The 20,899-nt window shown below is 68.7% G+C and carries 16 protein-coding genes; 5 read left to right on the top strand and 11 right to left on the bottom strand.

Going from position 1 to position 20,899, the window contains the following annotated elements; all coding sequences use genetic code 11:
• Window positions 1-26: 26 nt before the first annotated feature.
• From ACZ5MC_RS14380 to ACZ5MC_RS14390, 3 genes are all read right to left on the bottom strand, one after another.
• Window positions 27-416 (bottom strand): hypothetical protein, encoded by a 390-nt coding sequence (locus tag ACZ5MC_RS14380; protein WP_464516111.1) that lies wholly within the window; start codon window positions 414-416, stop codon window positions 27-29.
• Between the two features lie 77 nt (window positions 417-493).
• On the bottom strand, window positions 494-1,654 hold the full coding sequence (locus tag ACZ5MC_RS14385; protein ID WP_464516112.1) for a DUF4388 domain-containing protein: 1,161 nt from the start codon (window positions 1,652-1,654) through the stop codon (window positions 494-496).
• A gap of 4 nt (window positions 1,655-1,658) precedes the next feature.
• A complete protein-coding gene (locus tag ACZ5MC_RS14390) occupies window positions 1,659-3,503 on the bottom strand; it encodes a tetratricopeptide repeat protein (protein ID WP_306601193.1) in 1,845 nt (614 codons plus the stop codon).
• A gap of 185 nt (window positions 3,504-3,688) precedes the next feature.
• Here ACZ5MC_RS14390 and ACZ5MC_RS14395 point away from each other — a divergent pair, with 185 nt between their 5' ends.
• On the top strand, window positions 3,689-4,708 hold the full coding sequence (locus ACZ5MC_RS14395) for a carboxypeptidase-like regulatory domain-containing protein (RefSeq protein ID WP_306601194.1): 1,020 nt from the start codon (window positions 3,689-3,691) through the stop codon (window positions 4,706-4,708).
• A gap of 49 nt (window positions 4,709-4,757) precedes the next feature.
• Here the strand turns inward: ACZ5MC_RS14395 and ACZ5MC_RS14400 are convergent, their stop codons facing one another.
• From ACZ5MC_RS14400 to ACZ5MC_RS14415, 4 genes are read right to left on the bottom strand one after another with little or no spacing between them, the layout of a single operon-like run.
• Window positions 4,758-6,566, bottom strand: a complete 1,809-nt coding sequence (locus tag ACZ5MC_RS14400; protein ID WP_306601195.1) for a hybrid sensor histidine kinase/response regulator — start codon at window positions 6,564-6,566, stop codon at window positions 4,758-4,760.
• Window positions 6,563-8,233 carry an ATP-binding protein gene (locus ACZ5MC_RS14405; protein WP_306601196.1) on the bottom strand — a complete coding sequence of 557 codons (1,671 nt, stop codon included), beginning with the start codon at window positions 8,231-8,233 and terminating at the stop codon, window positions 6,563-6,565. The genes ACZ5MC_RS14400 and ACZ5MC_RS14405 overlap by 4 nt, the downstream gene beginning before the upstream one ends.
• Window positions 8,234-8,253: 20 nt before the next feature.
• Window positions 8,254-8,784 carry an RsmD family RNA methyltransferase gene (locus tag ACZ5MC_RS14410; RefSeq protein WP_464516113.1) on the bottom strand — a complete coding sequence of 177 codons (531 nt, stop codon included), beginning with the start codon at window positions 8,782-8,784 and terminating at the stop codon, window positions 8,254-8,256.
• Window positions 8,781-9,782: a beta-ketoacyl-ACP synthase III gene (locus tag ACZ5MC_RS14415; protein ID WP_464516114.1), complete on the bottom strand. Its 1,002-nt coding sequence runs from the start codon at window positions 9,780-9,782 to the stop codon at window positions 8,781-8,783. The genes ACZ5MC_RS14410 and ACZ5MC_RS14415 overlap by 4 nt, the downstream gene beginning before the upstream one ends.
• Before the next feature lie 159 nt (window positions 9,783-9,941).
• Between ACZ5MC_RS14415 and kdsB the strand changes: the two genes are divergently transcribed.
• From kdsB to ACZ5MC_RS14430, 3 genes are all read left to right on the top strand, one after another.
• Window positions 9,942-10,721: a 3-deoxy-manno-octulosonate cytidylyltransferase gene (gene kdsB, locus ACZ5MC_RS14420; RefSeq protein ID WP_306601199.1), complete on the top strand. Its 780-nt coding sequence runs from the start codon at window positions 9,942-9,944 to the stop codon at window positions 10,719-10,721.
• Window positions 10,718-11,593 (top strand): DMT family transporter, encoded by an 876-nt coding sequence (locus ACZ5MC_RS14425; protein ID WP_464516115.1) that lies wholly within the window; start codon window positions 10,718-10,720, stop codon window positions 11,591-11,593. Before kdsB ends, ACZ5MC_RS14425 begins: the two co-directional genes overlap by 4 nt.
• Window positions 11,594-11,959: 366 nt before the next feature.
• Complete coding sequence (locus tag ACZ5MC_RS14430; RefSeq protein ID WP_464516116.1) at window positions 11,960-14,578, top strand: hybrid sensor histidine kinase/response regulator; 2,619 nt, start codon at window positions 11,960-11,962, stop codon at window positions 14,576-14,578.
• Between the two features lie 123 nt (window positions 14,579-14,701).
• On the opposite strand, the gene ACZ5MC_RS14435 is transcribed toward ACZ5MC_RS14430, so the two are convergent.
• The 3 genes from ACZ5MC_RS14435 to murD all read right to left on the bottom strand — a co-directional run bounded on the left by ACZ5MC_RS14435 (window position 14,702) and on the right by murD (window position 19,290).
• Window positions 14,702-16,003, bottom strand: coding sequence for an IS701 family transposase (locus ACZ5MC_RS14435; protein WP_306598195.1), 1,302 nt, complete (start codon window positions 16,001-16,003; stop codon window positions 14,702-14,704).
• A 64-nt stretch (window positions 16,004-16,067) separates the two neighbouring features.
• Window positions 16,068-17,936: a L,D-transpeptidase family protein gene (locus tag ACZ5MC_RS14440; RefSeq protein ID WP_464516117.1), complete on the bottom strand. Its 1,869-nt coding sequence runs from the start codon at window positions 17,934-17,936 to the stop codon at window positions 16,068-16,070.
• A 1-nt stretch (window position 17,937) separates the two neighbouring features.
• On the bottom strand, window positions 17,938-19,290 hold the full coding sequence (gene murD, locus ACZ5MC_RS14445) for a UDP-N-acetylmuramoyl-L-alanine--D-glutamate ligase (protein ID WP_464516118.1): 1,353 nt from the start codon (window positions 19,288-19,290) through the stop codon (window positions 17,938-17,940).
• Window positions 19,291-19,362: 72 nt separating this feature from the next.
• Here murD and ACZ5MC_RS14450 point away from each other — a divergent pair, with 72 nt between their 5' ends.
• Window positions 19,363-20,094, top strand: a complete 732-nt coding sequence (locus ACZ5MC_RS14450) for an EAL domain-containing protein (RefSeq protein WP_306601204.1) — start codon at window positions 19,363-19,365, stop codon at window positions 20,092-20,094.
• A 185-nt stretch (window positions 20,095-20,279) separates the two neighbouring features.
• Here ACZ5MC_RS14450 and ACZ5MC_RS14455 read toward each other — a convergent pair whose 3' ends face one another.
• Entirely contained in the window at window positions 20,280-20,846 is a 567-nt protein-coding gene (locus tag ACZ5MC_RS14455; RefSeq protein ID WP_464516119.1) for a hypothetical protein, read from the bottom strand.
• Between the last annotated feature and the right edge of the window lie 53 nt (window positions 20,847-20,899).

The raw sequence follows: 20,899 nt of genomic DNA on the forward strand, positions 1-20,899 counted from the left end.
CAGGCCATTATCTGAATCCCTGGGCATCATCGCCTGAGTTCATGCATGCTCTTGTCCGAATGGAAAATATAGGCTGGCATCGAGTCATGGTTCTTTATGACGGTCAACTTGATATATCTATCCAACAAATCATGTTCAATCTCCCGAAAGTCCACGGCGCCCCATCCCCCTCCCGGCTTGCGCACCCGGACTTCCCACTTGGGAAGTTCGATTGCGAGGACTTGAACGGTGTGGCTCCTGTGCGGATTCTCCACGCCACTCAAATCACACTCATTGAATTTGAACTCGATTCCCAGCTTCGGGAGGCCGGTCACGGATTTGATGCGGCCAAGGTAGTGAACCGGCGGAAGCGCCACCGCCGAGACCGCGCCCATGGACAGGATGAAAGAACAAATCACGGGTCTCAACACGTTCATGGCCGATTCCTCCCTGCGCGGGGTCCGGACATAAACATGTATAATTTATACTTCTTGTCAAGGCTATGGGTGCCTGCCTACTGCGGTTCCTGGCCGCGTTCCAGCGGCGTCGGGGGCAACGGATTGGGCTGCCGTGAGAAGTCCGGGACGACCATGTGGGGATCCAGGGTGATGCCCAGGGAATCCGCCAGCTTCCTGCCGCCGTCGGCGGGGGAGGCCATGCGGAAGGCCCAGACCTGCCGCGCCATGGTGGCGGGGTCCGTGGAGACCTGCACGTCGGCGCGCTGGAGGCTCGCGAGACCCTGGTTGGCGGAGGCCCTGGAATGGGGCACGTAGAAGGCCAGCGGGAACGCCAGGAAGACGGCGACGGCGGGCCAGAAGAGCCAGGACGGGCCCTGCGGAGGGGCGGCCTCCCTGCCCATCATGGCGGGGGGGAGGACCCACACGGAGGGCTTGCGCTCCTCGGCCTCGGTGGAGACCTCCAGGACGCCGGCCTCCAGGAGCTGGGCGATGATCTTGCAGGTGTCCAGTTCGTCATAGCGGCTGATCTGGAGCACGTTCTGGATGCTGGTGGAGCTGGAGAAGTAGGTGAGGACCGTCTCCTGCTCGTGGGTGAGGCCGGAGCCCTCCACGTTCATGGAGCCGCCGTCCAGGACCGTCGACAGGTCCTTGTCGATGTCCAGGTTCAGCGCCGCGCCGTAGGGGGTCTTGCGCAGGGGGAGGCCGTTGTCCGGGAGGCGCCGCTGCACCTCGGGCCACTCGTCCATGATCCGCGCCGCCTCCATGAGGACGGTGTCCACGGGGATGGCCGGGAAGTTCTCGCGGTCCAGCTCCTGGGGCAGGATGGAGTCGAAGCGGTAGTCCCCCTCCACCCACCGGAAGGTACGGTAGATGATCGACATGGCCTGGTTGAACAGGGCGTCCTGGAGGTCCTGGGGCGAGACCCGGCCCGATTCCAGGAGCAGGGTGCCCATGCGCTTGAGGGTCTGGCGCTGGCGGTGGATCATGCCCATGAGCTCTTCGCCCGAGAGCCTGCCCAGGCGCACCAGCATGGCGCCGACGCGGTCCTCCATGCGCACCTGGTTGGAGTCGCAGCCGACGATCTCCCCCTGGTCGAAGAAGATCTTCACGAACTCCTGGGCGCGGGAGAGCACGAGGGTCCCGCTCTTCCCCTGGGTCTTGATCATGTTGAACAGGGAGAAGAGATCGAAATCTCGGAGGGAGCCTTCCAGAGCCATTCGCCTATCCCCTTCTCGGCAGGAGCTTCAACCAGGAACGAAGAAAGAGCACCGCCAGCAGCATAAGCCCGAGGGGCATCCAGATGGAAGCCGGATCCGGAAGCACTTCCCCGGGGTAGCGCACGGAGCGGCCCGTGGCGAGCACGATCCCCAGGGCGAAGCAGAAGAAGGAATACTCCAGCAGACCTTCCCGCGTCTCCCCGATGAGCACCAGGTCGGCTCCCGGCAGCAGCACGATGAGGCAGCGGTGGAGCCAGCGCTGGGCGGACTGGAAGGCCCCCACCTCCTCCACCTTCTTCTTCCGGCTCTCCCCGTGGAGGCCGTCCTTGAGCACGAAGAGGTGGTGGCACTTGGAGCACACGAACGAATCCGGGCTGTCGGTGGTGTGGAAGGGATCCCCGCAGCGCGTGCACTGGGACGGGTGCGCCTCGCTGATGCTCTTCTTGAGCCGGAAGTAGAAGGCCACCGCCGCCGCGAGCGGGAGGAGGAAGTTGAAAATCAGCAGCAGGTTCTTGGTGCGGCCGGGACCGTGCTCCGCGGGCGTCTCCTGGAACCTGGCCAGCGCCGCCACCCGTTCCGGACTGTCCGGCAGGGGGAGCGCGAAGGTTCGCTGGTCGTTCCGGGCCTGGTTGGCGGCCAGGATCCGGTTGAAGGTGTCCGGCGCGACCCGCCTGGCGTCCTCCTGCTTGGAGAAGCCCAGGGGGCCGTCCATCTGGCGGAAGGCCACCACGCTCTGGTTGAGGAGGATCTCGCCCCGGTCGGGGCCGAGGAGGGCCGCCTCGTCGAAGCAGGCCTGGGCCCCGGCGAGATCGCCCAGCTGGTACCGGGCCACGCCCAGGTTGTTGAGGACCTCCGCGCGGTCGGGGTGGTTCCTGCGCAGGGACTCGAAGGTGGCCAGGGCCTTGGACCATTCCTGGAATTCGAGCTGCCGCCAGCCCTCCAGGAAGGTGCGGTCACCCTGGGGCAGCATGGCCAGGGAACGCTCCATCCCCGCCAGGGGCTGGGGGCGCAGCTGGAGGGTCACGATGCTGGGGCTGGGCCTCACGGCGGCCATGGGCTCCAGGAGGGAGAGCGCCGGATGGACCAGCTGCAGGAGGAGGATGAAGAGGGTCGCCCGGATCTCCAGGGGCAGGAGGAAGGGGGCCAGGAGCCAGAGCCAGACCATGGCCACGATGCCGGGATCCAGGCCGAAGATCACCGGCAGGGTGATCAGGAACGCCCCCAGGAGGGCCATCACATGGGGATTCATGGCGCCGCGGCGCAGCGGCTCCTCCCAGATGTTGCGGAACACGCGGCGGTAGCGGATGCCGAGGGTGAGCGCGAATCCCCAGAGGAGCAGCGTGGCCAGGAGGCGGAGCCACGCCATGTGCTGGACGGTCCACAGCCACCGGTGGTAGGGGTTGGCCAGCCGCAGGCGGGTGAGTTCCAGGACCTCCCCGATGCTCCAGAGGTACCCCTGGGGGCCCTGCTGGCGCATGAGGATCACCCGGGCGCCCATGAGCGTCGGGTTCCGGGGGGCCCAGCGTTCCACGGTGTCGATGACCTTCAGCCCCAGGGCCGGTTCGCCCTGGGCGCCCAGGTCCCTGGCGTAGATGGCCATGGACTCCACCAGGGGCAGCACGTCCAGGGTGCCGTAGGTCCTGCGGAGCAGTTCCACATCCTGGACCGCGGCCTGGATGGCCCCGGGATCGCCGGAGCGGAAGGCCGGCTTGAGCCGCTCGGCGCAGTGGCTCATGGCCACGGCCGGCATCAGGTCCTGATGGGCGCGGGACGAAGGATCGGGCGGAGCCGCGCCCAGACTGCCGGCAAGCACGAGGAGGAGCGCCCCAAGCAGCAGACTAAACCTCATTTTTGAAGCGTTTATCACTGCGTTGACGAATCTGGCGGTCACGGATTCCAACTCAGGGATGGACGACCGTGTAACCGTTGCAATCATGGTCACTCCGTGGGTTGAAGGCAGCGTATCACAGTTCACCTCCAGGCCACTTCTCAAACCCTTGCATAAATGGGACCATGGGGTTATTCGGAGGCAATATGCGAAACCTCATTACGGCCATCATGATCCCTGCGGTCTGCCTGACGCTGGCGGCCGAAAGCACCGGTCGGATCGGCGGCAAGATCACCAACAAGGAAGGCAAGCCCGTGGCCGGGGCCGTCATCACGCTCAGCCGTTCCGACATCAACTGGACCAAGGAACTCAAGGCCGACGAAAAGGGCAGCTACCTGCAGGTGGGCCTCGAGCCCAAGGACTTCACCTTCTCCGTTTCCGCCCCCGGGTACCAGACCCAGAAGCAGACCCTCAAGGTCAAGCTCGCCGACATCACCACCGTCAACGTCGTCCTGCTCACCCCCCAGCAGGCCTCGGAGGAGGCCCTCAAGGCCAACCTCGCGAACCTGCCCGCCGGCGAAGGCAAGTCCATGTCCGCATCCGCCTCCTTCAACGCGGCCGTCGAGCTCTACAACGCCCAGAAGTTCGCCGAGGCCGTGCCCCTGGTCACGTCCGCCCTGGCCGACTTCAAGGAGGCCATGACGGCCCTGAAGGACGAGGAAGCCCGAGCCGGGATCGAGAAGAACCTCCCCACCGTCGAGCGCGTGCTGGGCATCTCCCTCTACGAGGCCGGCAAGGCCGACCCCGCCCAGAAGGACCAGATGCTCAAGGCCGAGCCCTACCTCGCCAACGCCTACAAGCGCAACCCCAAGGATCAGCGCGTGCTCGTGGCCCTCCTCGAGATCGCCAAGGTCAAGAACGACGCCGAGGGCATCAAGACCTACCAGGCCGCCATCGACGCCGTCATGGGCCCCCGGCCCGAGCTGGCCTACAACGACGGCGTCGCCGCCTTCAACGCCGGCAAGTTCAAGGAAGCCAAGACCTTCGTCACCAAGGCCATCTCCCTGGACCCCAAGTTCGCCGACAGCTACTGGCTGCTGGGCGTGGTCGAGTTCAGCCTCGAGAACGTCAAGGGCGCCAAGGAGGCCTTCAAGAAGTACATGGAGATCGCCCCCACCGGGAAGAAGGCCGGCGAGGTCAAGGAATTCCTCAAGGAACTCAAGTAGTACCGGCGCCGGCCCCGGCCTCCCCCCCGGGGGGAGCCGGGGCCGTCCCCTATCTGAGCGGGACCTTCAGGGTGAGGGACGTGCCGTCGCCCAGGTTGACCAGGTCCACTTCGCCTTCGTAGGCGGCCAGGAGCTGCCTGCACACGGCCAGGCCCTCTCCGGGGCTCCTCACGCCCATCACGACCTGCTGGTGCAGGCCCGAGAAGGGCTCGAAGGCCGTGTCCAGCTCCATGGGGGGGATGGCCCCGCCCTCGTCGGTGACCTGGAGGAGGAAGGCGTCCTCCGTGCGGGTGGAACGGATGGCCAGCGAGGGCGACGGCGTCGGCCCGCCCAGGGCGTGGTGCACCACGTTGAGCAGGGTGGTGGCGAAGTCCCCGTAGACGCCGTAGATCAGGGGCACCCGGGCCTTCAGCTCCTGGGTGACCGCCACCTCGGCGGGAATGACGCCCTCGGCCTGGAGCAGTTCCAGTTCCTGCTGGATGAGGTCGTGGAGGTCCAGCCACTCCGGCTTGCTGGGAGCCTCCCGGCCCACCCGCCGCAGCAGGGCCTTCAGGAGGCCGTCGATCTTCGAGACGGCCTCGCGGATCTCGGCCAGGGCCCGGGGGTGCGCCTCGGGCAGGCCGTTGCCGTCCGGGGCGGGCATGTGGTCCAGCACCTGGCTCTGCTGGTGCAGGCTCTGCACGGGGGCTTCCAGGCGCTGGGCGATCTTGGTGAACAGGTCGCCCAGGAGGGCCTGCCGGTCCCGGCGGTTCAGGTCGGCCCGCGCGTTCTGGAGGTCCTGGTAGGCGCCCTCGATGCGCTCGTAGCTCGAGGCAAGCGCGCGGGTGCTGTTGTTGAGGTCCTCGATGAGCTCGGCGTTCTCCAGGCTGACCAGGGCGATGCTGGCGTGGAGGGTGGCCATCTCCAGCTCCTGGGCCAGGAAGGGCCGCTCCGCGGGGCGGCTGAGGATCCAGAAGCCGGCGATCTCCTCACCCTCCTGGTGGGTGCGGAGCACCACCACGGCCACGTTGCCCATGGGCGGCCAGAGGCCCAGGTCCAGCCCCTCCTCCCAGAGGCGGCTGCTCCGGAGGGCCTCGCCGTGGAGGACCCCGGAGGCGCCCATGGACCAGGCCCGGGCCACGAAGCTGTGGCCCAGGGGCAGGACCGGCATGCCGTCGAAGGTGGCCCCGTTCCAGCGCACGCCGTCGTAGTAGCTGCCGCTGCCGTGCAGGCGGTAGGCGGTGAGGCCCGTGGCCCCCACCTCCACCCGCACCTCGGAGAGGATGCGCAGGAGCAGCGTCCTGGGATCGTGCTCGGTGAGGATCTCCCGGCTCAGGGCCAGGAGGCGCGCCAGGCTGCCGCTGCGCTGCTCCAGGGCGGCCTGGGCCTCCATGAGCTTGCGGTTGGCCTCCTGCGCCTCCTTGAGCTGGATCTCCAGGTGCTCGAGCATCTGGACGTTGAACTGGCGCAGGGCCGGGGCTTCCAGGGCCTTTTCCAGCTCCTCCCGGCGGCCCAGGAGGAAGGCCCCCACCTGGTCCACGAAGGTGAAGGGGTCCAGGGGCTTGGGAATGAAGCCGTCGCAGCCCGCCACCAGCGCCGTCTCGCGCTCGGCCTTCTGGGTCTTGGCGGTCAGGGCCACCAGGGGCGTGGCCTTGAGTTCGGGGTCGTGCTTGAACTTGGTGGCCACCTCGAAGCCCGACAGGCCCGGAAGGTTGATGTCCAGGAGCACGAGGGCGGGCTTGAGCTGGAGGGCCATCTCGTAGCCCTTGAGGCCCTCCTCGGCCCAGTGCATGTCGTAGCCGGCCTGGGAAAGCAGGCGCTGCACGAGCCTCCAGTTCACGAAATTGTCCTCGATGCAGAGGATCTTCGGCGCAGTCATGATTCGGCCTCCGGCAGGAGCGGGAGGTCCACCGTGAAGGTGCTCCCCCTGCCCTTCTCGCTTTCAACGGTGATCTTCCCGTCCATGGCCATCACCAGGCGCTGGGAGAGGGCCAGGCCCAGCCCGGTGCCGCCGAAGCGGCGCGTGATGCTGCCGTCGACCTGCTGGAAGGGCCTGAAGAGCCTCTGCATCTCGTTCCCGCTCATGCCGATGCCGGTGTCCCTGATGGCGATGCGCAGGCGATCCCCGGCGCGCTCCATGCGCACGGAGACGCTGCCCTGCTCGGTGAACTTGATGGCGTTGCCCACCAGGTTGGTGAGCACCTGCCTGAAGCGCACGGTGTCCCCCAGGATCCGGCACGGCCCGCCCAGGACCTCGACGGTGAAGCGGATGGGGCGGTTCGCGATGAGGCCCGTGGCCAGGGCGGCCACCTCCTCCAGGGCGGGCCCGGGGTCCATGGGGACCAGGTCCAGCTCGAACCGGCCCGCCTCGATCTTGGAGAGGTCCAGGATGGAGTCGATCATGCCCAGGAGGTTCCGGCCGTTCTGGTGGATGATGGACAGGTCCATCTTCACGTCGGAGGGGACCCGCCCCTCCCGCTCCTGCATGAGCAGGCCCGAAAATCCGATGACGGCGTTAAGCGGCGTGCGCAGTTCGTGGCTCATGTTGGCGAGGAACTCGCTCTTGATGCGGTCCAGCTCCTGCAGCCTCTGGAGGCTCATCAGCAGGCTGTCGTTGACCTCCGTGAGCTCCTGCGTCTTCTCCTGGACCTTCTCCTCCAGGGTGCCGGCCCAGGCCTTGAGCTCGGCCCGGGACTGCTCCAGGCCCCGGGTGCGCTCCTGCACGAGCTTTTCCAGGTTGGCCCGGATCTCCTCCAGCTCCCAGATGGTCTCAAGCAGCTGCCCGGTGCGCTCGTGGACCCGGGACTCCAGGAGCTTGTTCTGGAGCTCGATCTCGTCCCGGGAAATCCTCAGCTTGTTGGTCATCACCTCGAAGCTCCGGCCAAGCACCCCGAGCTCGTCGTGCGAGGTCGCGCCCACCGCCATGCCCTGGAGGTTGCCGCTGGCCACCTGCTGCACGGCCTCGGTCAGCGTCACCAGGGGCCGGATGTAGAGCCTGGCCAGGTAGATGCCCAGGAGCAGGGCGACGGCCACGGCGGTGCCGCCCACCCAGAGGGCCTGCCGGATGTTCACGCGCACCACCTGCCGGATCTCGTCGGTGGTGAAGCCCAGCACCAGGGTCCCCACGTGGTCCCCGGACGCGTTGCGGAAGAAGATGGGCGCCGTGGCCACCAGGATCTCGTCCGAGGGGCGCAGGAACGTGCTGGTCCTGCCGTCGGTGCGCCCATAGGCGCCCACCCAGCCGGGAGCGGCGGGGGACTCGTCCACCGCCTTCCCGTTCTCGTCGAAGACCACCGAGAAGCTGAAGGAGGGGATGTTCTTGACGCCCTCCAGGATCCGGGCGACCTCCCGGCGGTCCCGGTCCTCCATGGCCGACGCCAGGGCGTAACTGGCGGTCTCGGCCACCTGGTGCATGCTGGCTTCCGCCTGGGCCTGGAACTGGCGCTTTACGGTCAGGGGGAAGAACACCAGGTTGAACAGCCCGAAGGCCAGCACCAGGATGCTGATGACGGCGCTCAGCTTGGTCTTGATGGAAAACCGTGGCATCCGAGAAGTTTAACCAGACCTCAGACTGCCGAGCGGAAGATATGGAACTCCGCGGCCCCGTACCGTCGGGTCTCCACCTCCTCCAGGCCCGCCACCGGCGGGAGCGCCGTGCCCGCGGCGGCCTCGAAGACCAGGATGCCGCCCTGCCCCAGCCACCCCGCCACCCGGGGTCCCAGGCCGGCCCAGGCCTCCAGGGAGGCCTCGTAGGGCGGATCGGCGAAGGCCACCGCAAGATCCCGGAAGGCGTCCGGGGCCAGGAGCCTGACATCCTGGGCCAGGACCCGCACCTCGGCCCCCCGTGCGTTGGTGCGCAGGCAGGCGAGGGCCTCGGGGGCCTTCTCCACCAGGGTCACGGGGGCGTAGCCCCGGGAGAGGGCCTCCAGGCCCACCGCGCCGGTGCCGGCGTAGAGGTCCAGGAAGGGGCCCGCGGGCCACTTCTGGAGGATGGAGAAGAGGGCCTCCCGGGCCCGGTCGGCAGTCGGACGAACCGCCAGGGACCCCTCCGGGGCCGCGAGGCGGCGGCCCTTGAGGGTGCCGGCGATGATCCTCACACGGCCCAGCGCATGAGTGAACCGCCCCAGGTGAACCCGGCGCCGAAGGCGGCGAACACGATCAGGTCGCCCTTCTTGACCTTTCCGGCGTCCAGGGACTGGTGCAGCGCGGTGGGCAGGGTGGCCGAGGTCGTGTTGGCGTACTCGGCGATGTTGTTGGCCATGCGCTCGTAGGGGAGCTCCAGGCGCTTGGCGGCGGCGTCCATGATGCGCAGGTTGGCCTGGTGGGGCACGAACAGGGCCAGGTCCGCGGGGCTGATCTGGTTGCGGTCCAGCATGAGGCGGCTCACCTCGGCCATCTCGCGCACGGCGTTCTTGTAGACCTCCTTGCCGTTCTGGTAGATGAAGTGCTCGCGGTTGGCCACGGTCTCGGCGGTGGCCGGGCGCAGGGACCCGCCGGCCTTCATGCAGAGGAAGGGGGCGCCGAAGCCGGCGATCTTGTGCTCGTAGTCCAGGAGGCCGTAGCCCTCCTCGACCTGCTCCAGGATGACCGCCCCGGCGCCGTCCCCGAAGAGCACGGCGGTGTTGCGGTCCGTGGGGTCCATGATCGAGGTCATCACGTCGCAGCCCACCACGGCGACCTTCTTCACCGTGCCGCCCGCGATGAGGCTGGCGCCGGTGGTCATGCCGAACAGGAAGCTCGAGCAGGCCGCGTTCATGTCGAACCCGAAGCAGTTGGAGGCCCCGATCTTGTCCTGGATGAGGGCGGCGGTGCACGGGAAGAACATGTCGGGCGTCACCGTGCAGCAGATGATCGCGTCCAGCTCGTCCGCACGCATGCCGCGGCGCTCCAGGGCCATGCGCAGCGCGCCCACGCCGAGGTCGGACGAGCCGGTGCCGGGCTCCACCCAGCGGCGGTGCCGGATGCCCGTGCGGGACATGATCCACTCGTTGCTGGTGTCGACCATCTGGGAGAGCTCATCGTTGGTGACGATGCGATCCGGGTAGTGCTGACCCGTCGCCGTGATGCCTACGGGGATGGCGAACCTTCGTGTCAATGGAACCTCCGGTGTTGAATCCTGAAAGCCAAACCCTTGATTGTGCGTGATCGGCCTTCATATTTCCACGCAGGAGTTCATGGGTTCCGGCCCCTGCCCCCGGGAGGCCCATGGGGCCTCGGCCTTGCTATGATCAAACCGTCACTGAAAGGCTCTCCCATGCGCACCCTCGCCGTACTCCCGTCCAGATTCCAGGCCTCCCGGTTCCCCGGCAAGCCCCTGGCCCCCATTTCCGGGCGGCCCATGATCCAGTGGGTGTGGGAGGCGGCCCGGGACGCCCCGGGCGTGGACGAGGTGGTGGTGGCCACCGACGACGCGCGCATCGCCGCGGCCGTGGAAGGCTTCGGGGGCCGGGTGGTCATGACGGACCCCGGCCTGCCCTCGGGCACGGACCGGGTGGCCGCGGCCTATGCCGCGCTGGGGGAATCCTTCGACGTGGTGCTCAACATCCAGGGAGATGAACCGGCAATGCATCCCGACACCATCGCCGGAGTCGTGAGCCTCCTGGAGCACAACCCGCGCCTGCCCATGGCCACGGCCGCCTGCCCCTTCACCAATGCGGAGGAGCTCTTCAACCCCAACAACGTCAAGGTCGTGCTGGACGATTCCTGCCGCGCGCTGTACTTCAGCCGCAGCCCCATCCCCTACCTCCGCAACAGCACCCTGTTCCTGGCGGACTTCCGCCCCTGGCTGAGCCCCCAGCACCTGGAGGTGTACCTTCGCCACCTGGGCATCTACGGCTACCGGCCCGAGGCCCTGCGCGCCTTCACCGCCCTGCCCCCCCACCCCCTGGAGAAGCTCGAGATGCTCGAGCAGCTGCGGGCCCTGGCCGCAGGCATGGCCATCGGAGTGGCCCGCACGCCGCACCTGAGCCTGGGCGTGGACGTGCCCGCGGACATCCCCGCCGTGGAAGGCCTCCTGCTCATGCGATCCCGGTGACGGACACCGCCGGCAAACGCACGGGCGGCATCCTCCTGGTCGTCCTGGCGGGGTGCAGTTTCGCATCCATCGGCATCTTCAATCGCCTGGCCGCGGCCCGGGGCGTCGGCGTCCCCACCGCCCTGGCGCTGCGCTTCGCCCTGGCGGCCCTGCTCCTGTGGGCCCTGGTGCCCCGGCGCAACAGCGTCCGGCTTCCGCGGGCCCGGCTCGGGGGCCTGGCGCTCATGGGGGCCCTGTTCGTGCTGGAGGCGGGGCTGTTCTTCGTGTCCAGCCGCCGGATCCCCGTGGCGCTGACCGCGCTGCTCCTCTACCTCTACCCGGCGCACGTGATGATCCTGAGCTGGGCCTTCCGGGGGGAGCGCCCGGGCCGGGGCGGCCTCCTGGCCCTGGCGCTCGCCCTCGCCGGGATCACCCTGGCCATCGGCTTTCCCGCCCAGCGCCTGGATCTCCTGGGCGTCGTCCTGGGCCTGGCCAGCTCCCTGGGCTACGCGGCGTACATGTTCCTGGGCGCCCGCATGCAGCGGGGGGTGCCCGCCCTGGTGGCCACGCTCTGGATCAGCACCTTCGCCGCCCTGATCTTCCTGGCGCTGGCGCCCTTCCTGGGCGGGATCCATCCGTGGATGCCCCCGGGCGCCTGGGCCAGCGTGGCCGGCCTGGCGGTCCTGGGCACGGTCCTGCCCACGGTGCTGGTCATGGAGGGCCTGTCGCGCATCACCGCGACCCAGGCCTCCATCGCCTGCACCGTCGAACCCGTGGCCACGGCCCTGATGGGCGCGCTGCTCCTGGGCGAGCGCCTCCAGGCGCTCCAGCTCGCCGGCGGCGCGCTGGTCATCGCCGCCGTGCTGGTGCTTTCCCTTGGGGACAGGAGCTGAAGGCCGCGGCAGGCGCGCAGTCCAAGGCGTCCCCCGACCCGTCCCGGCCCCGGCCCTTCACCAGAGGCGGATCCGGCGGATCAGGAATGGTCCAGCCGGGCGCCACCTGGGGTTCGGGGGCCCGTTCCACGCGGAAATCGACGAGGCTGCGGGGGGAACCGGGTGGGCAGGGGGACAGGAGAAGGAGGGCGGGGAGGCAGAGGGTCAGGATCATGGCAGAAACGATAAATAAATTATTTAATGTGGCAAGACTGGCAAAATGAATCAAGGTGCATAGAGTTAATTCGTTGTGTCAGGTTCCACCAATAATCAATTAAGATCTACCGACCAACCCCTCCCCGCGCCACGTGCTGAAAGAATCCCGGCATGCCTCCGCCCAACCCTCCCCTGACCCGGGAACCCTTCCCCCCCTCCCTTCTCGGAGCGGGCCTCGACCTTGCCCCGGACGCCGTGCTGGTCGCAGCCCCCGACGGCCGGATCCGCTACGCCAACGCCTCGGCCTGCGCGATGCTGGGGTACGGCGCGGAGGAGATCCTCGCCCTGGACCTTCGGGCCCTGACGGCGGACACGACCCTGGACCTCGACAAGACGACGGCCGTGGAAACGGTGCTTTCGGGCCGGGACGGCGCCCGGATCCACGTGGAGATGACGCGGGCCCGGGTCTCCCACCAGGGGGCCGACGTCCTGTTCCTCTACATCCGCGACATCACGTCCCGCAAGGCCGCCGAGGCCGCCCTGCGCAAGAGCGAGGCCCGCTTCGCCCTGGCCTTCAACGCCAGCCCCGACGCGATCAACATCACACGCCTCGACGACGGCACCTACATCGAAGTGAGCACGGGCTTCGAGCGCCTCACGGGGTGGAAGCGGGACGAAGTGCTGGGCCGGACCGCGGTGGAGCTCGACATCTGGGGCGACCCCGCCGATCGCCAGAAGATGGTGGCCCTGCTCAAGGAGAAGGGCGAGTTCGACGCCAGCCTGTTCACCTTCCGCCGCAAGAACGGAACCTTCATCAAGGGGCTCATGTCGGGCCGGCTGGTCTCCCTGGACGGCCTCCCCTGCCTCCTGACCATCACCCGGGACGTGACCCTCCAGGAGGACGCCCAGAAGGCCCTGGGCAACCTCACGGACCTCGTCGCGGCCATCACCGCCAACGTTCCCGCCTTCATCACCCTCCTGGACCGGGACGGGCGCATCCGGTACCTCAACAAGCTCGCCCCCGGCTTCAGCATGGCCGACGTCATCGGCATGGATTTCCTGGACGGCATGGCCGGGGACGCCAAGACCCTGGGCGCCCGGGCCCTGGCGCGCATCCTGGAAGGATCCGGGCACGAGGTCTTCGAGGGCCAGGGTTGGGGGCCGAACCAGGAGCTCCGCTGGTACCGCAGCATCATGGGGCCGATGACCGAGAAGGGCCAGGTGGTCGGCGCCGTCCTCATCGCCATGGACGAGACCGGGCGCCGGCTCCAGGAGGAGCGCCTGCGCGAAAGCGAGGATCGCTTCCAGGCCCTGCAGAGCCACACCCCCGACGCGCTCTTCTGGTTCAAGGCCGGCGATGCGGGCGAACTGCTCCTGGAGGGCATGAACCCGGCCGCGGAAGCCCTCCTGGGGCGGCAGTCCCAGGAGGTCGCGGGCCTGCCCCTGGAGGCCTTCTGCCCGCCCCGGATCGCGGAATTCTTCATCTCCCACAACCGGGAGTGCATCGCCGCCCGCAGGCCGGTGACCTTCGAGGAGGAGGTCCCGGGCCCCGCCGGCGCCCGCTTCCTCTCCACGACCCTCGTGCCCATCGGGGACGACACGGGCCGCATCCACCGCATCGTGGGCAGCTCCAGGGACATCACCCAGGAGCGCCACATGGAGGAGGCCCTGCGGCAGTCCCAGAAGCTGGAGAGCCTGGGCGTCCTGGCGGGAGGCATCGCCCACGACTTCAACAACCTCCTCACCGCCATCATGGGCAACCTCAACCTGGCCCAGCTCAAGCTGCCGGAGGTCTCCCCCGCCCTCGGGCACCTGGAGGCCGTGGAGAACACCGTCCTCAAGGCCTCGGAGCTGACCCGGCAGATGCTGGCGTATTCGGGCAAGGGGCGGTTCTCGGTCAAACCCCAGGACCTGGATTCCGTGGTGAACGAGATGGTCCACCTCCTCAAGGTGACGGTCACCAAGAGGGCCTCCCTCAACATCCACCTGGCCGGGAACCTCCCCGCCATCGAAGGGGACGCTGCCCAGATCCAGCAGGTGATCATGAACCTGGTGACCAACGCCTCGGACGCCCTGGGCGACCGGGAGGGCGTCATCCGCGTGGGCACCCGGTCCGAGGACCTGGACCAGGCGCGGATCCGCGCGGACTTCCCCGCCCAGGCCCTGGAACCCGGCCCCTTCGTGGTGCTGGAGGTGGAGGACACCGGCTGCGGAATGAGCCCCGGCGTGCTGGCGCGGATCTTCGACCCCTTCTTCACCACCAAGGTCAAGGGCCGGGGCCTGGGCCTCTCGGCCATGCTGGGGATCCTGAGGGGCCACAAGGCCGGCATCCGCATCCGGAGCCGCGAGGGTGCCGGGTCCCTGTTCCAGATCTTTTTCCCCGCCTCCCCCAGGACAGCCGCGCCCCGGCCCGCCGCCCCCGCCGAGCACGTGGGCGAGTTCTCCGGAAAGCTCCTGCTGGTGGACGACGAGGTCATCATCCTGGATTCCATCGGCCTTGCCCTGGAAACCCTGGGCTTCGAGGTGATCCAGGCCCGGGACGGCGTCGAGGCCCTGGAGCGCTTCGAAGCGGAGAAGCCCGGCCTGGTGCTCATGGACCTGACCATGCCCCGCATGGACGGCGCCACCGCCTTCGCGAGGATGCAGGCCTCGAGGCCGGAGGTGCCGGTGATCCTGAGTTCGGGCTACGACCGGCAGGCGCTGGAGGGGGTCAAGCCCGCGGCGTTCGTTCAGAAGCCGTACCGGCTGAAGGAGCTGAAGAAACTCCTGGCGGAGGTGCTGGGGCACTAGCACTACTGTGTCATAACATTGGCGCCTTGGTTTTTCCCACATGTCGGACAGTAGGCGAGAGAACCCATGAGAATCCGCTCCAGCCTTCGACGTAGCGTCGTTATGGAATAGGGCGAATGCCGCTCAGGGCGGAAGGGCGCGGTGTCCTCTGGGAAGGGGGGCGGGCTGGGGTGGTGCGTGAATGAAGCCAAAGATGGATTGGATCGTAGGGGGGGAAAGGCGGCTTCGTTCCGCCACAATGAAGGCATACGTGGCGGCGCATAGACTCAAGTGATGGTGGAATCCCCGCCATCCACGGCCCTCATAGTGGTCCAGGCCGAGTTCGTCTTTCATCTCCTGGTAGTCCCGCTCGATCCGCCAGCGCAGTTTCGTGACCCGGACCAATTGCCGGAGTGGCGTGGCCTCTGGCAGGGTCGAAAACCAATACTTGGTGGGCTCCTGCTCGGATTCGGGCCACTCAATCAACAACCACTCCTCCGGGTGCATTTCCGCTCGAGTGTTGTCTCGATGAGCGGGACGAACGCGCAGCGCCGCGAACCGGGATTCCATGATGCCCCGGGTTCCCTCTCCCCACGGCACCTTCGCCCAGGCGGCCTTGGGCAGGGCCTCCGCCAGGGCTTTGACCGTCTCGGGCTGATGCTCATCATCCCTCCTCAGTCTCTTGGCCGGATGTCCCTTTCCGCCGGGTTTTCTGGGGGGCAGCGGCCCATTGCCGTTCGCCCAGACGGTCGTGGTTTTGCTGACCCCCACTGCGTAGACGAGGTGCCGTTCCGTCAACCCTTCCCTGAAACCGAAAATGTCGCCGTAGCCCGCATCAGCCAGCACGGGCAGGTCAGGTTCCTTGTCCGTGCGCTGACCATCAATGAGGGCGAGCGCAATTTGCCATTTGGGCTGAAAGACAACCGCCTCGGGAACACCGGCCTCGGCACGGCGTTCCATGTCCTTGGCCCAGGCCTCCGGAAGATACAACCGGAACGCCACGGGCACACTGCTCCAGCGGGAGGCCATGGACAAGCTCACGGCGCATTGGCAATTGGAGGTCTTTCCGAATGGCCCGCAATACTGATGGGCCACGCCAACCGAGTGCGTCCCCTTTTTGGGGAAACCTGTGTCATCGACAATCCAGGCTTCAATCGGCCCCTGGATCTCCATGGCTTCGCGAGCATAGTCCCGGGCCACCCGGAGAACCGCGTCATCACTCCAACCCGCTTGAGCCACCAGGTGGTGCAAGGATTGGTGCCGGGCCTGGACGTGCACCGGGTCCAACCGCGCTGCCATCGGCTCAACGCTTTTTCGATCCCCGGGCAGGATCAAACCCTGGCAATAGAGCGCCATTGGCTCACGGCGATCGGCATGGCCGGCCGCCTTCGCCAGTAATCCGGCGTAGGCATCGAAACGCGCACGGCTTTCGGCAGTCTCAACCATAGGTAGCCCTAGCCTATAGGATAGGCAGGGCGGGGAGGCTGTCAATACTTATGACACAGTAGTGCTAGAGCCGCGCAAGGATGGCCTTGGCCAGGTCCGTGAGCGAGGGGTCCCTTGCGCCCATGACGAGCACCAGGTCGCCAGGCCGGGCCGTGGCGGCGAGGGTCTCCACCAGCCACTCCCTCGAAGGCGCGTGGAAGGCCCGGGCACCCTGCGCGCTGATCTCGGCCACCACTTCCGCGGAGGAGATGTCCCGGTTCACGGTGCCGCCGGCGTAGAAGACGTCCAGCATCCAGAGGCAGTCTCCGGGCCGGAGGCCGGCGGCGAAGGCCTGGACGAACTCCCGGCGAAGGAAGCGCAGGGGGCCGAAGCCGTGGGGCTGGAACACGGCCAGCACCCGCCCGGCGCGGTTCCGGGCGGTGCGCAGGGAGGCGCCGATCTTGGCGGGGTTGTGCCCGAAGTCGTCCACCACCTCCACGCCCCGGGCCGAGCCCAGGCTCTGGAAGCGCCGGGCGACGCCCAGGAAGCCCGCCAGCGGCTCCGCCATCGCCTCCAGGGGCACGCCCAGGGAGAGGCACCCGGCGATGGCGGCCATGGCGTTCTCGACGTTGTGGACCCCGGGCACGGGCAGGCGGAACCGCACGCCCCGCACCGTGAAGGCGCAGCCGTCGGGGCCCTCCTCCACGTCCTCGCACCGCAGCTCCGCCATGGGGCCCGCGCCGAAGACCAGGGCCCCGGGGGCGAACTCCGCCAGGTTCGGGGCGTCCCCCACGCAGAAGGCCTCGCGGGTCCGGTCGCGGAAGGTGCGGAACATCTCGGCCACCTCCTCCATGGCCTTGTGGTCCTTCTGGAGGTTCAGCACGACGCCCACGGCGGGGCTGTAGCGCACCAGGGACCCGTCGCTCTCGTCGGCCTCGATCACCAGGAGGTCCGACCCCCCGGCCCAGGCGTTGCCCCAGAGGCCCTCGGCCTGCAGGGCGCGCAGGTCGCCGCCGGTGATGACCGAGGGATCCCGGCCCGCCCCGCGCAGGATCTCGAAGGCCATGGCCACGGACGTGGACTTGCCGCTGGTGCCGGTGAAGGCCAGGGTCCGGCCTTCCCCGACGTAGTGGGCCAGCAGCTCGGACCGGTGCAGGAGGGGGATCCCCAGGCGGCGCGCCTCCCGGATGTCGGGCACGTCGTCCTCCACGGCGGTGGAGTAGACCACGGCCGCGGCGCCAGGGACCCCGGAGCCGTCCTGGGGGACCACGCGCACCCCGGCCTTCTCCAGCAGGGCCCGGCCTCCGGGATTGCGCCCCTGGTCGAAGCCGCGGTCGCTGCCGCTCACGGCCCCTTCGCGCACGGCGAACTGGGCGAGGGCGCTCATGCCGCTGCCGCCGGCCCCGGTGAAGTGGAGCCGGCCCATGGGCCCCTGCGCGATCATCACGCGGTCCCCCTCCCGCACCCGGTCGAAGAGGTCCAGGACGTCCCGGCAGGCCATGCGCACGCAGCCGTGGGAGGCCGGCGTCCCCAGGAGGCCGGGCTGGTTGGTGCCGTGGATGTAGATGTACCGGTCCAGGGAATCCACGCCGGGCCCGGCGTTCACCCCCGGCTCCAGGCCGTCCAGGGTGAGGATGCGGCCGAGGATGAGGTCCTCCTCGCGGGGTTCGCCCTCCCAGAGCTCGCCCGTGGGGACGCGCCCCTTGAAGACGGTCCCCGCCGGGGCCCCCGCCCCGATGCGGGCGTGGATGCGGTGCCAGCCCGGAGGGGTGCGGAAGGAGCCCTCCTCGCCGCCGATCCCCGCCGAGGCGGTGGAGACGGGGTACTCGGCGAGCACCCGCCCGTCCTCCAGGAGCGCGAGGCGCTGGCGGCCGGCGTCGACCACGAGGATCCGCCCGGGGTGCGGGCCGGGGCCCGCCAGGGAGAGGTACCGGATCGCGGCGAGGGGATCCATGCTAGCCCCGGGCCCAGTCCCGGATGAGGGCCTCGAAGTGCTCGCCCCGCTCCTCGAAGTTCCGGAACTGGTCAAAGCTCGCGCAGGCGGGGCTCAGGAGCACCTGGTCGCCCTCCCGGGCCAGGCCCAGGGCCGCGGCCACGGCGTCGTCGAAGGGCTGGACGGCGATGTGGGGGAGGTCCCCCAGGTCCCGCTCCAGCTGGGGGATGGCCTCGCCCAGGAAGACGAGGCTGCGCAGCTTGCCCGCGAGCGCCTCGCGCAGGGGGGCGTAGCTGGTCCCCTTGTCCTGGCCCCCCAGGAGGAGCACGAGGGGCCCCGGCAGCGCCCGCACGGCGATGAGGGTGGCGTCCACGTTGGTGCCCTTGGAGTCGTTGTAGGCCTTGATGCCGCAGTGCTCCCCGCAGAGGGCGATGCGGTGGGCGAGGCCGGGGTAGGTGCGCAGCCCCTCCCGGATGGCGTCCAGGTCCGCGCCGCCGTGGCCCGCCAGCACCGACGCGGCCAGGGCGTTCTCCACGTTGTGGTCGCCGGGGATCAGCAGGCGCGTCCGGTGCACCAGGGGGTGCTCGCCGTGGTCGTCGATGAGCCAGAGGGTGCCGTGCTCGTCGCACCAGGCGCCGGGGCCTTCCGGGGCCTCCCAGCCGAACCGCGCGGCCTGCCCCCGGCCCGGGGCCAGCGCCTCGAAGGCCGGGTCGGCCAGGGGCGTCAGGCGCAGGTCCAGGGGGGTCTGGTGGGAGAAGATCCGCACCTTGGCCGCGCGGTAGGCCTCCATGGTGCCGTGGCGCGCCAGGTGGTCCGGGGTCAGGTTGAGGGCGGCGGCGGCCTCGGCGTGGAAGTCCCGGACGGTCTCCAGCTGGTAGCTGGAGCACTCCAGCGCGAAGCGGGTGCCCTCCTCGGCGCCCTCCAGCGCCTCCACCAGGGGCGTGCCCAGGTTGCCGCAGGCCCGGGAGGGGAGGCCGGCCTGCCGCAGGAGGTGGGCCGTGAGGTCGGTGGTGGTGCTCTTGCCGTTGGTGCCGGTGACGGCCAGGATCATGGAACCGTCGCCGCGGGCCCGCAGGGCCCGGTGGGCCAGTTCCAGCTCGCCGATGACCGGGATCCCGCGCCGGGCGGCCTCGGCGGCGAAGGGGATGGCCGGGCTGACCCCCGGGCTCAGCACCACCTCCTCGCAGTCGTCCAGCAGCGTCAGGGGATGGGAGCCCCAGACGGCGGGAATCCCCTGGGCCGACAGCCTCGCGGCCGCGGCCGCGTCGGGCCCGGGCCTCCCTTCGGTCAACACGACGTCCCTGCCCGCCTTCGCCAGGTGCTCAGCCGCCCCCATCCCCGAACGTCCCGCGCCCACCACCACGACCCTTCCCATGCCCGCTCCTTTCTTCCAGTTTGGCACCAGCGGCAAAAGAAGTGAAAATGGAGGTTGGCAAGGCGGAGCTGGATGAACCAATCCCTACTCGAGAGCATTCTGGATTTCCGTCGCCCCGCGGTCACCTATACGCATTCCATCGTCAACCTCAAGGACGGGACGACGGTGGCGCGGGAAGTGCTCACCCGTTTCGAGACCCAGCCCGGCCTGATGCGCACGGTGGGCGATCTCCTGGTGGACGTGTCCCTCTCCGCCGAATCCCGGGTGCGCCTGGATCTCCTCTGCCTCGGGGCCATCTTCACCACCCTGGAGATGCACCCCATCACCGAGCACCTCCTGTTCGTGAACCTGGACCCCCTGACGCTGGAGCACCCCGAGTTCTGGTACCAGATCGAGCCCTGGCTCTGGAACCTCTCCATCCCCCCCCACCGCATCGTCTTCGAGATCACCGAAAGCTATTCCCGCCACAGCCTCGACCAGCTCGAGTTCTTCTCCAAGCGGCTCCGGGCCCTGGGGGTGCGCATCGCCGTGGACGACCTGGGCTCGGGCATCGCCTCCCTGGCCCACATGGGCCGGCTCTCCCCGGACTTCTTCAAGGTGGACAAGAGCCTCGTCCGCGGCGTCCAGCGGCGCCCCTACCAGGCCGCCCTGCTCAACGCCCTGTCCGTGTTCGCCGAACGCATGCGCGTGGGCTACATCGTCGAGGGCATCGAGACCACCGAGGAGCTCCAGGCCGTCATCGATGCCGATGTGCCGTGGGGACAAGGATTCATCTTCGGGGAGCCGGAACCCCTGGTCTTCTAGATTCCAATCAAAATGCAATCTTTTCTCGGCGAACCTCGGCCGCCTTGGCGATGCCATTCTGTTTCAAGACGCTGCGGCGCGTTGAATCCATGCGCCGAAAGGTTCAAGAACAGAACGGCATCGCCGAGGGGCCGAGGTTCGCCGGGAAGAGATCAAGGAGATGCTTTCCACTCTCCCTGTCGGGATCACCGCCTGGCCGCCAGCACCCGCACCTCGGCCGTCCCGGGGAACCGCAGGCCGCTGGTCCTGCGCCCCCAGACGACTCCGTTCGGCAGGCTGACGCCCACGGTCCCGATGAGGGTATCCGTGACCAGCAGCTGCCCGCCGGTGCCTTCGCCCATGGCGAAGGCGGCGCCCTGCACCAGGGCCGCGCGGGTGGTGCCCAGGCTGGGAACGCCCTCGAACGCGGCCCTGCGCACCACCTGCGTGCCCGTCACGCCGCCGTCGCGCACCAGGGGATCGTGCAGAAGCAGCACCAGGCAGTCCACCTTCAGGTCCCGCACGTTCCTCGCGGTGGCCAGTGCCTCGCCCGGATTACGGACGTCCACCACCGTGATCGTCCGGTCGGCCCCCGCGGAGGCGGCCAGCACCGCCACCTCCCCGGCGCTGAAGCGGTAGTCGCAGATCACGCCCAGGTGGTTCCTGTCGGGCCAGGCCGACCTCGTCGCCTCCATGAGGCCGGCGTAATCCTCCCCGTGCAGGGCGGCGGCGGCGAGGAGCAGCGCGATCGTGGTTGCGATTCCTTTGTGCATGGGATCCTCCGGGGAAGCTGAGGCACGGGAACCCCCCGCCGTCCAAAACGGAC

The organism is Mesoterricola sp. JemC181, from assembly GCF_055384585.1.

Bases quoted from the DNA above. Each gene is read 5' to 3' on its own strand.
- ACZ5MC_RS14435 (WP_306598195.1), bottom strand. From the start codon at position 16,003: ATGGTTGAGACTGCCGAAAGCCGTGCGCGTTTCGATGCCTACGCCGGA.
- ACZ5MC_RS14400 (WP_306601195.1), bottom strand. From the start codon at position 6,566: ATGACTGCGCCGAAGATCCTCTGCATCGAGGACAATTTCGTGAACTGG.
- ACZ5MC_RS14450 (WP_306601204.1), top strand. From the start codon at position 19,363: ATGAACCAATCCCTACTCGAGAGCATTCTGGATTTCCGTCGCCCCGCG.
- ACZ5MC_RS14430 (WP_464516116.1), top strand. From the start codon at position 11,960: ATGCCTCCGCCCAACCCTCCCCTGACCCGGGAACCCTTCCCCCCCTCC.
- ACZ5MC_RS14405 (WP_306601196.1), bottom strand. From the start codon at position 8,233: ATGCCACGGTTTTCCATCAAGACCAAGCTGAGCGCCGTCATCAGCATC.
- kdsB (WP_306601199.1), top strand. From the start codon at position 9,942: ATGCGCACCCTCGCCGTACTCCCGTCCAGATTCCAGGCCTCCCGGTTC.
- ACZ5MC_RS14440 (WP_464516117.1), bottom strand. From the start codon at position 17,936: ATGGATCCCCTCGCCGCGATCCGGTACCTCTCCCTGGCGGGCCCCGGC.
- ACZ5MC_RS14455 (WP_464516119.1), bottom strand. From the start codon at position 20,846: ATGCACAAAGGAATCGCAACCACGATCGCGCTGCTCCTCGCCGCCGCC.
- murD (WP_464516118.1), bottom strand. From the start codon at position 19,290: ATGGGAAGGGTCGTGGTGGTGGGCGCGGGACGTTCGGGGATGGGGGCG.
- ACZ5MC_RS14390 (WP_306601193.1), bottom strand. From the start codon at position 3,503: ATGAGGTTTAGTCTGCTGCTTGGGGCGCTCCTCCTCGTGCTTGCCGGC.
- ACZ5MC_RS14385 (WP_464516112.1), bottom strand. From the start codon at position 1,654: ATGGCTCTGGAAGGCTCCCTCCGAGATTTCGATCTCTTCTCCCTGTTC.
- ACZ5MC_RS14395 (WP_306601194.1), top strand. From the start codon at position 3,689: ATGCGAAACCTCATTACGGCCATCATGATCCCTGCGGTCTGCCTGACG.
- ACZ5MC_RS14380 (WP_464516111.1), bottom strand. From the start codon at position 416: ATGAACGTGTTGAGACCCGTGATTTGTTCTTTCATCCTGTCCATGGGC.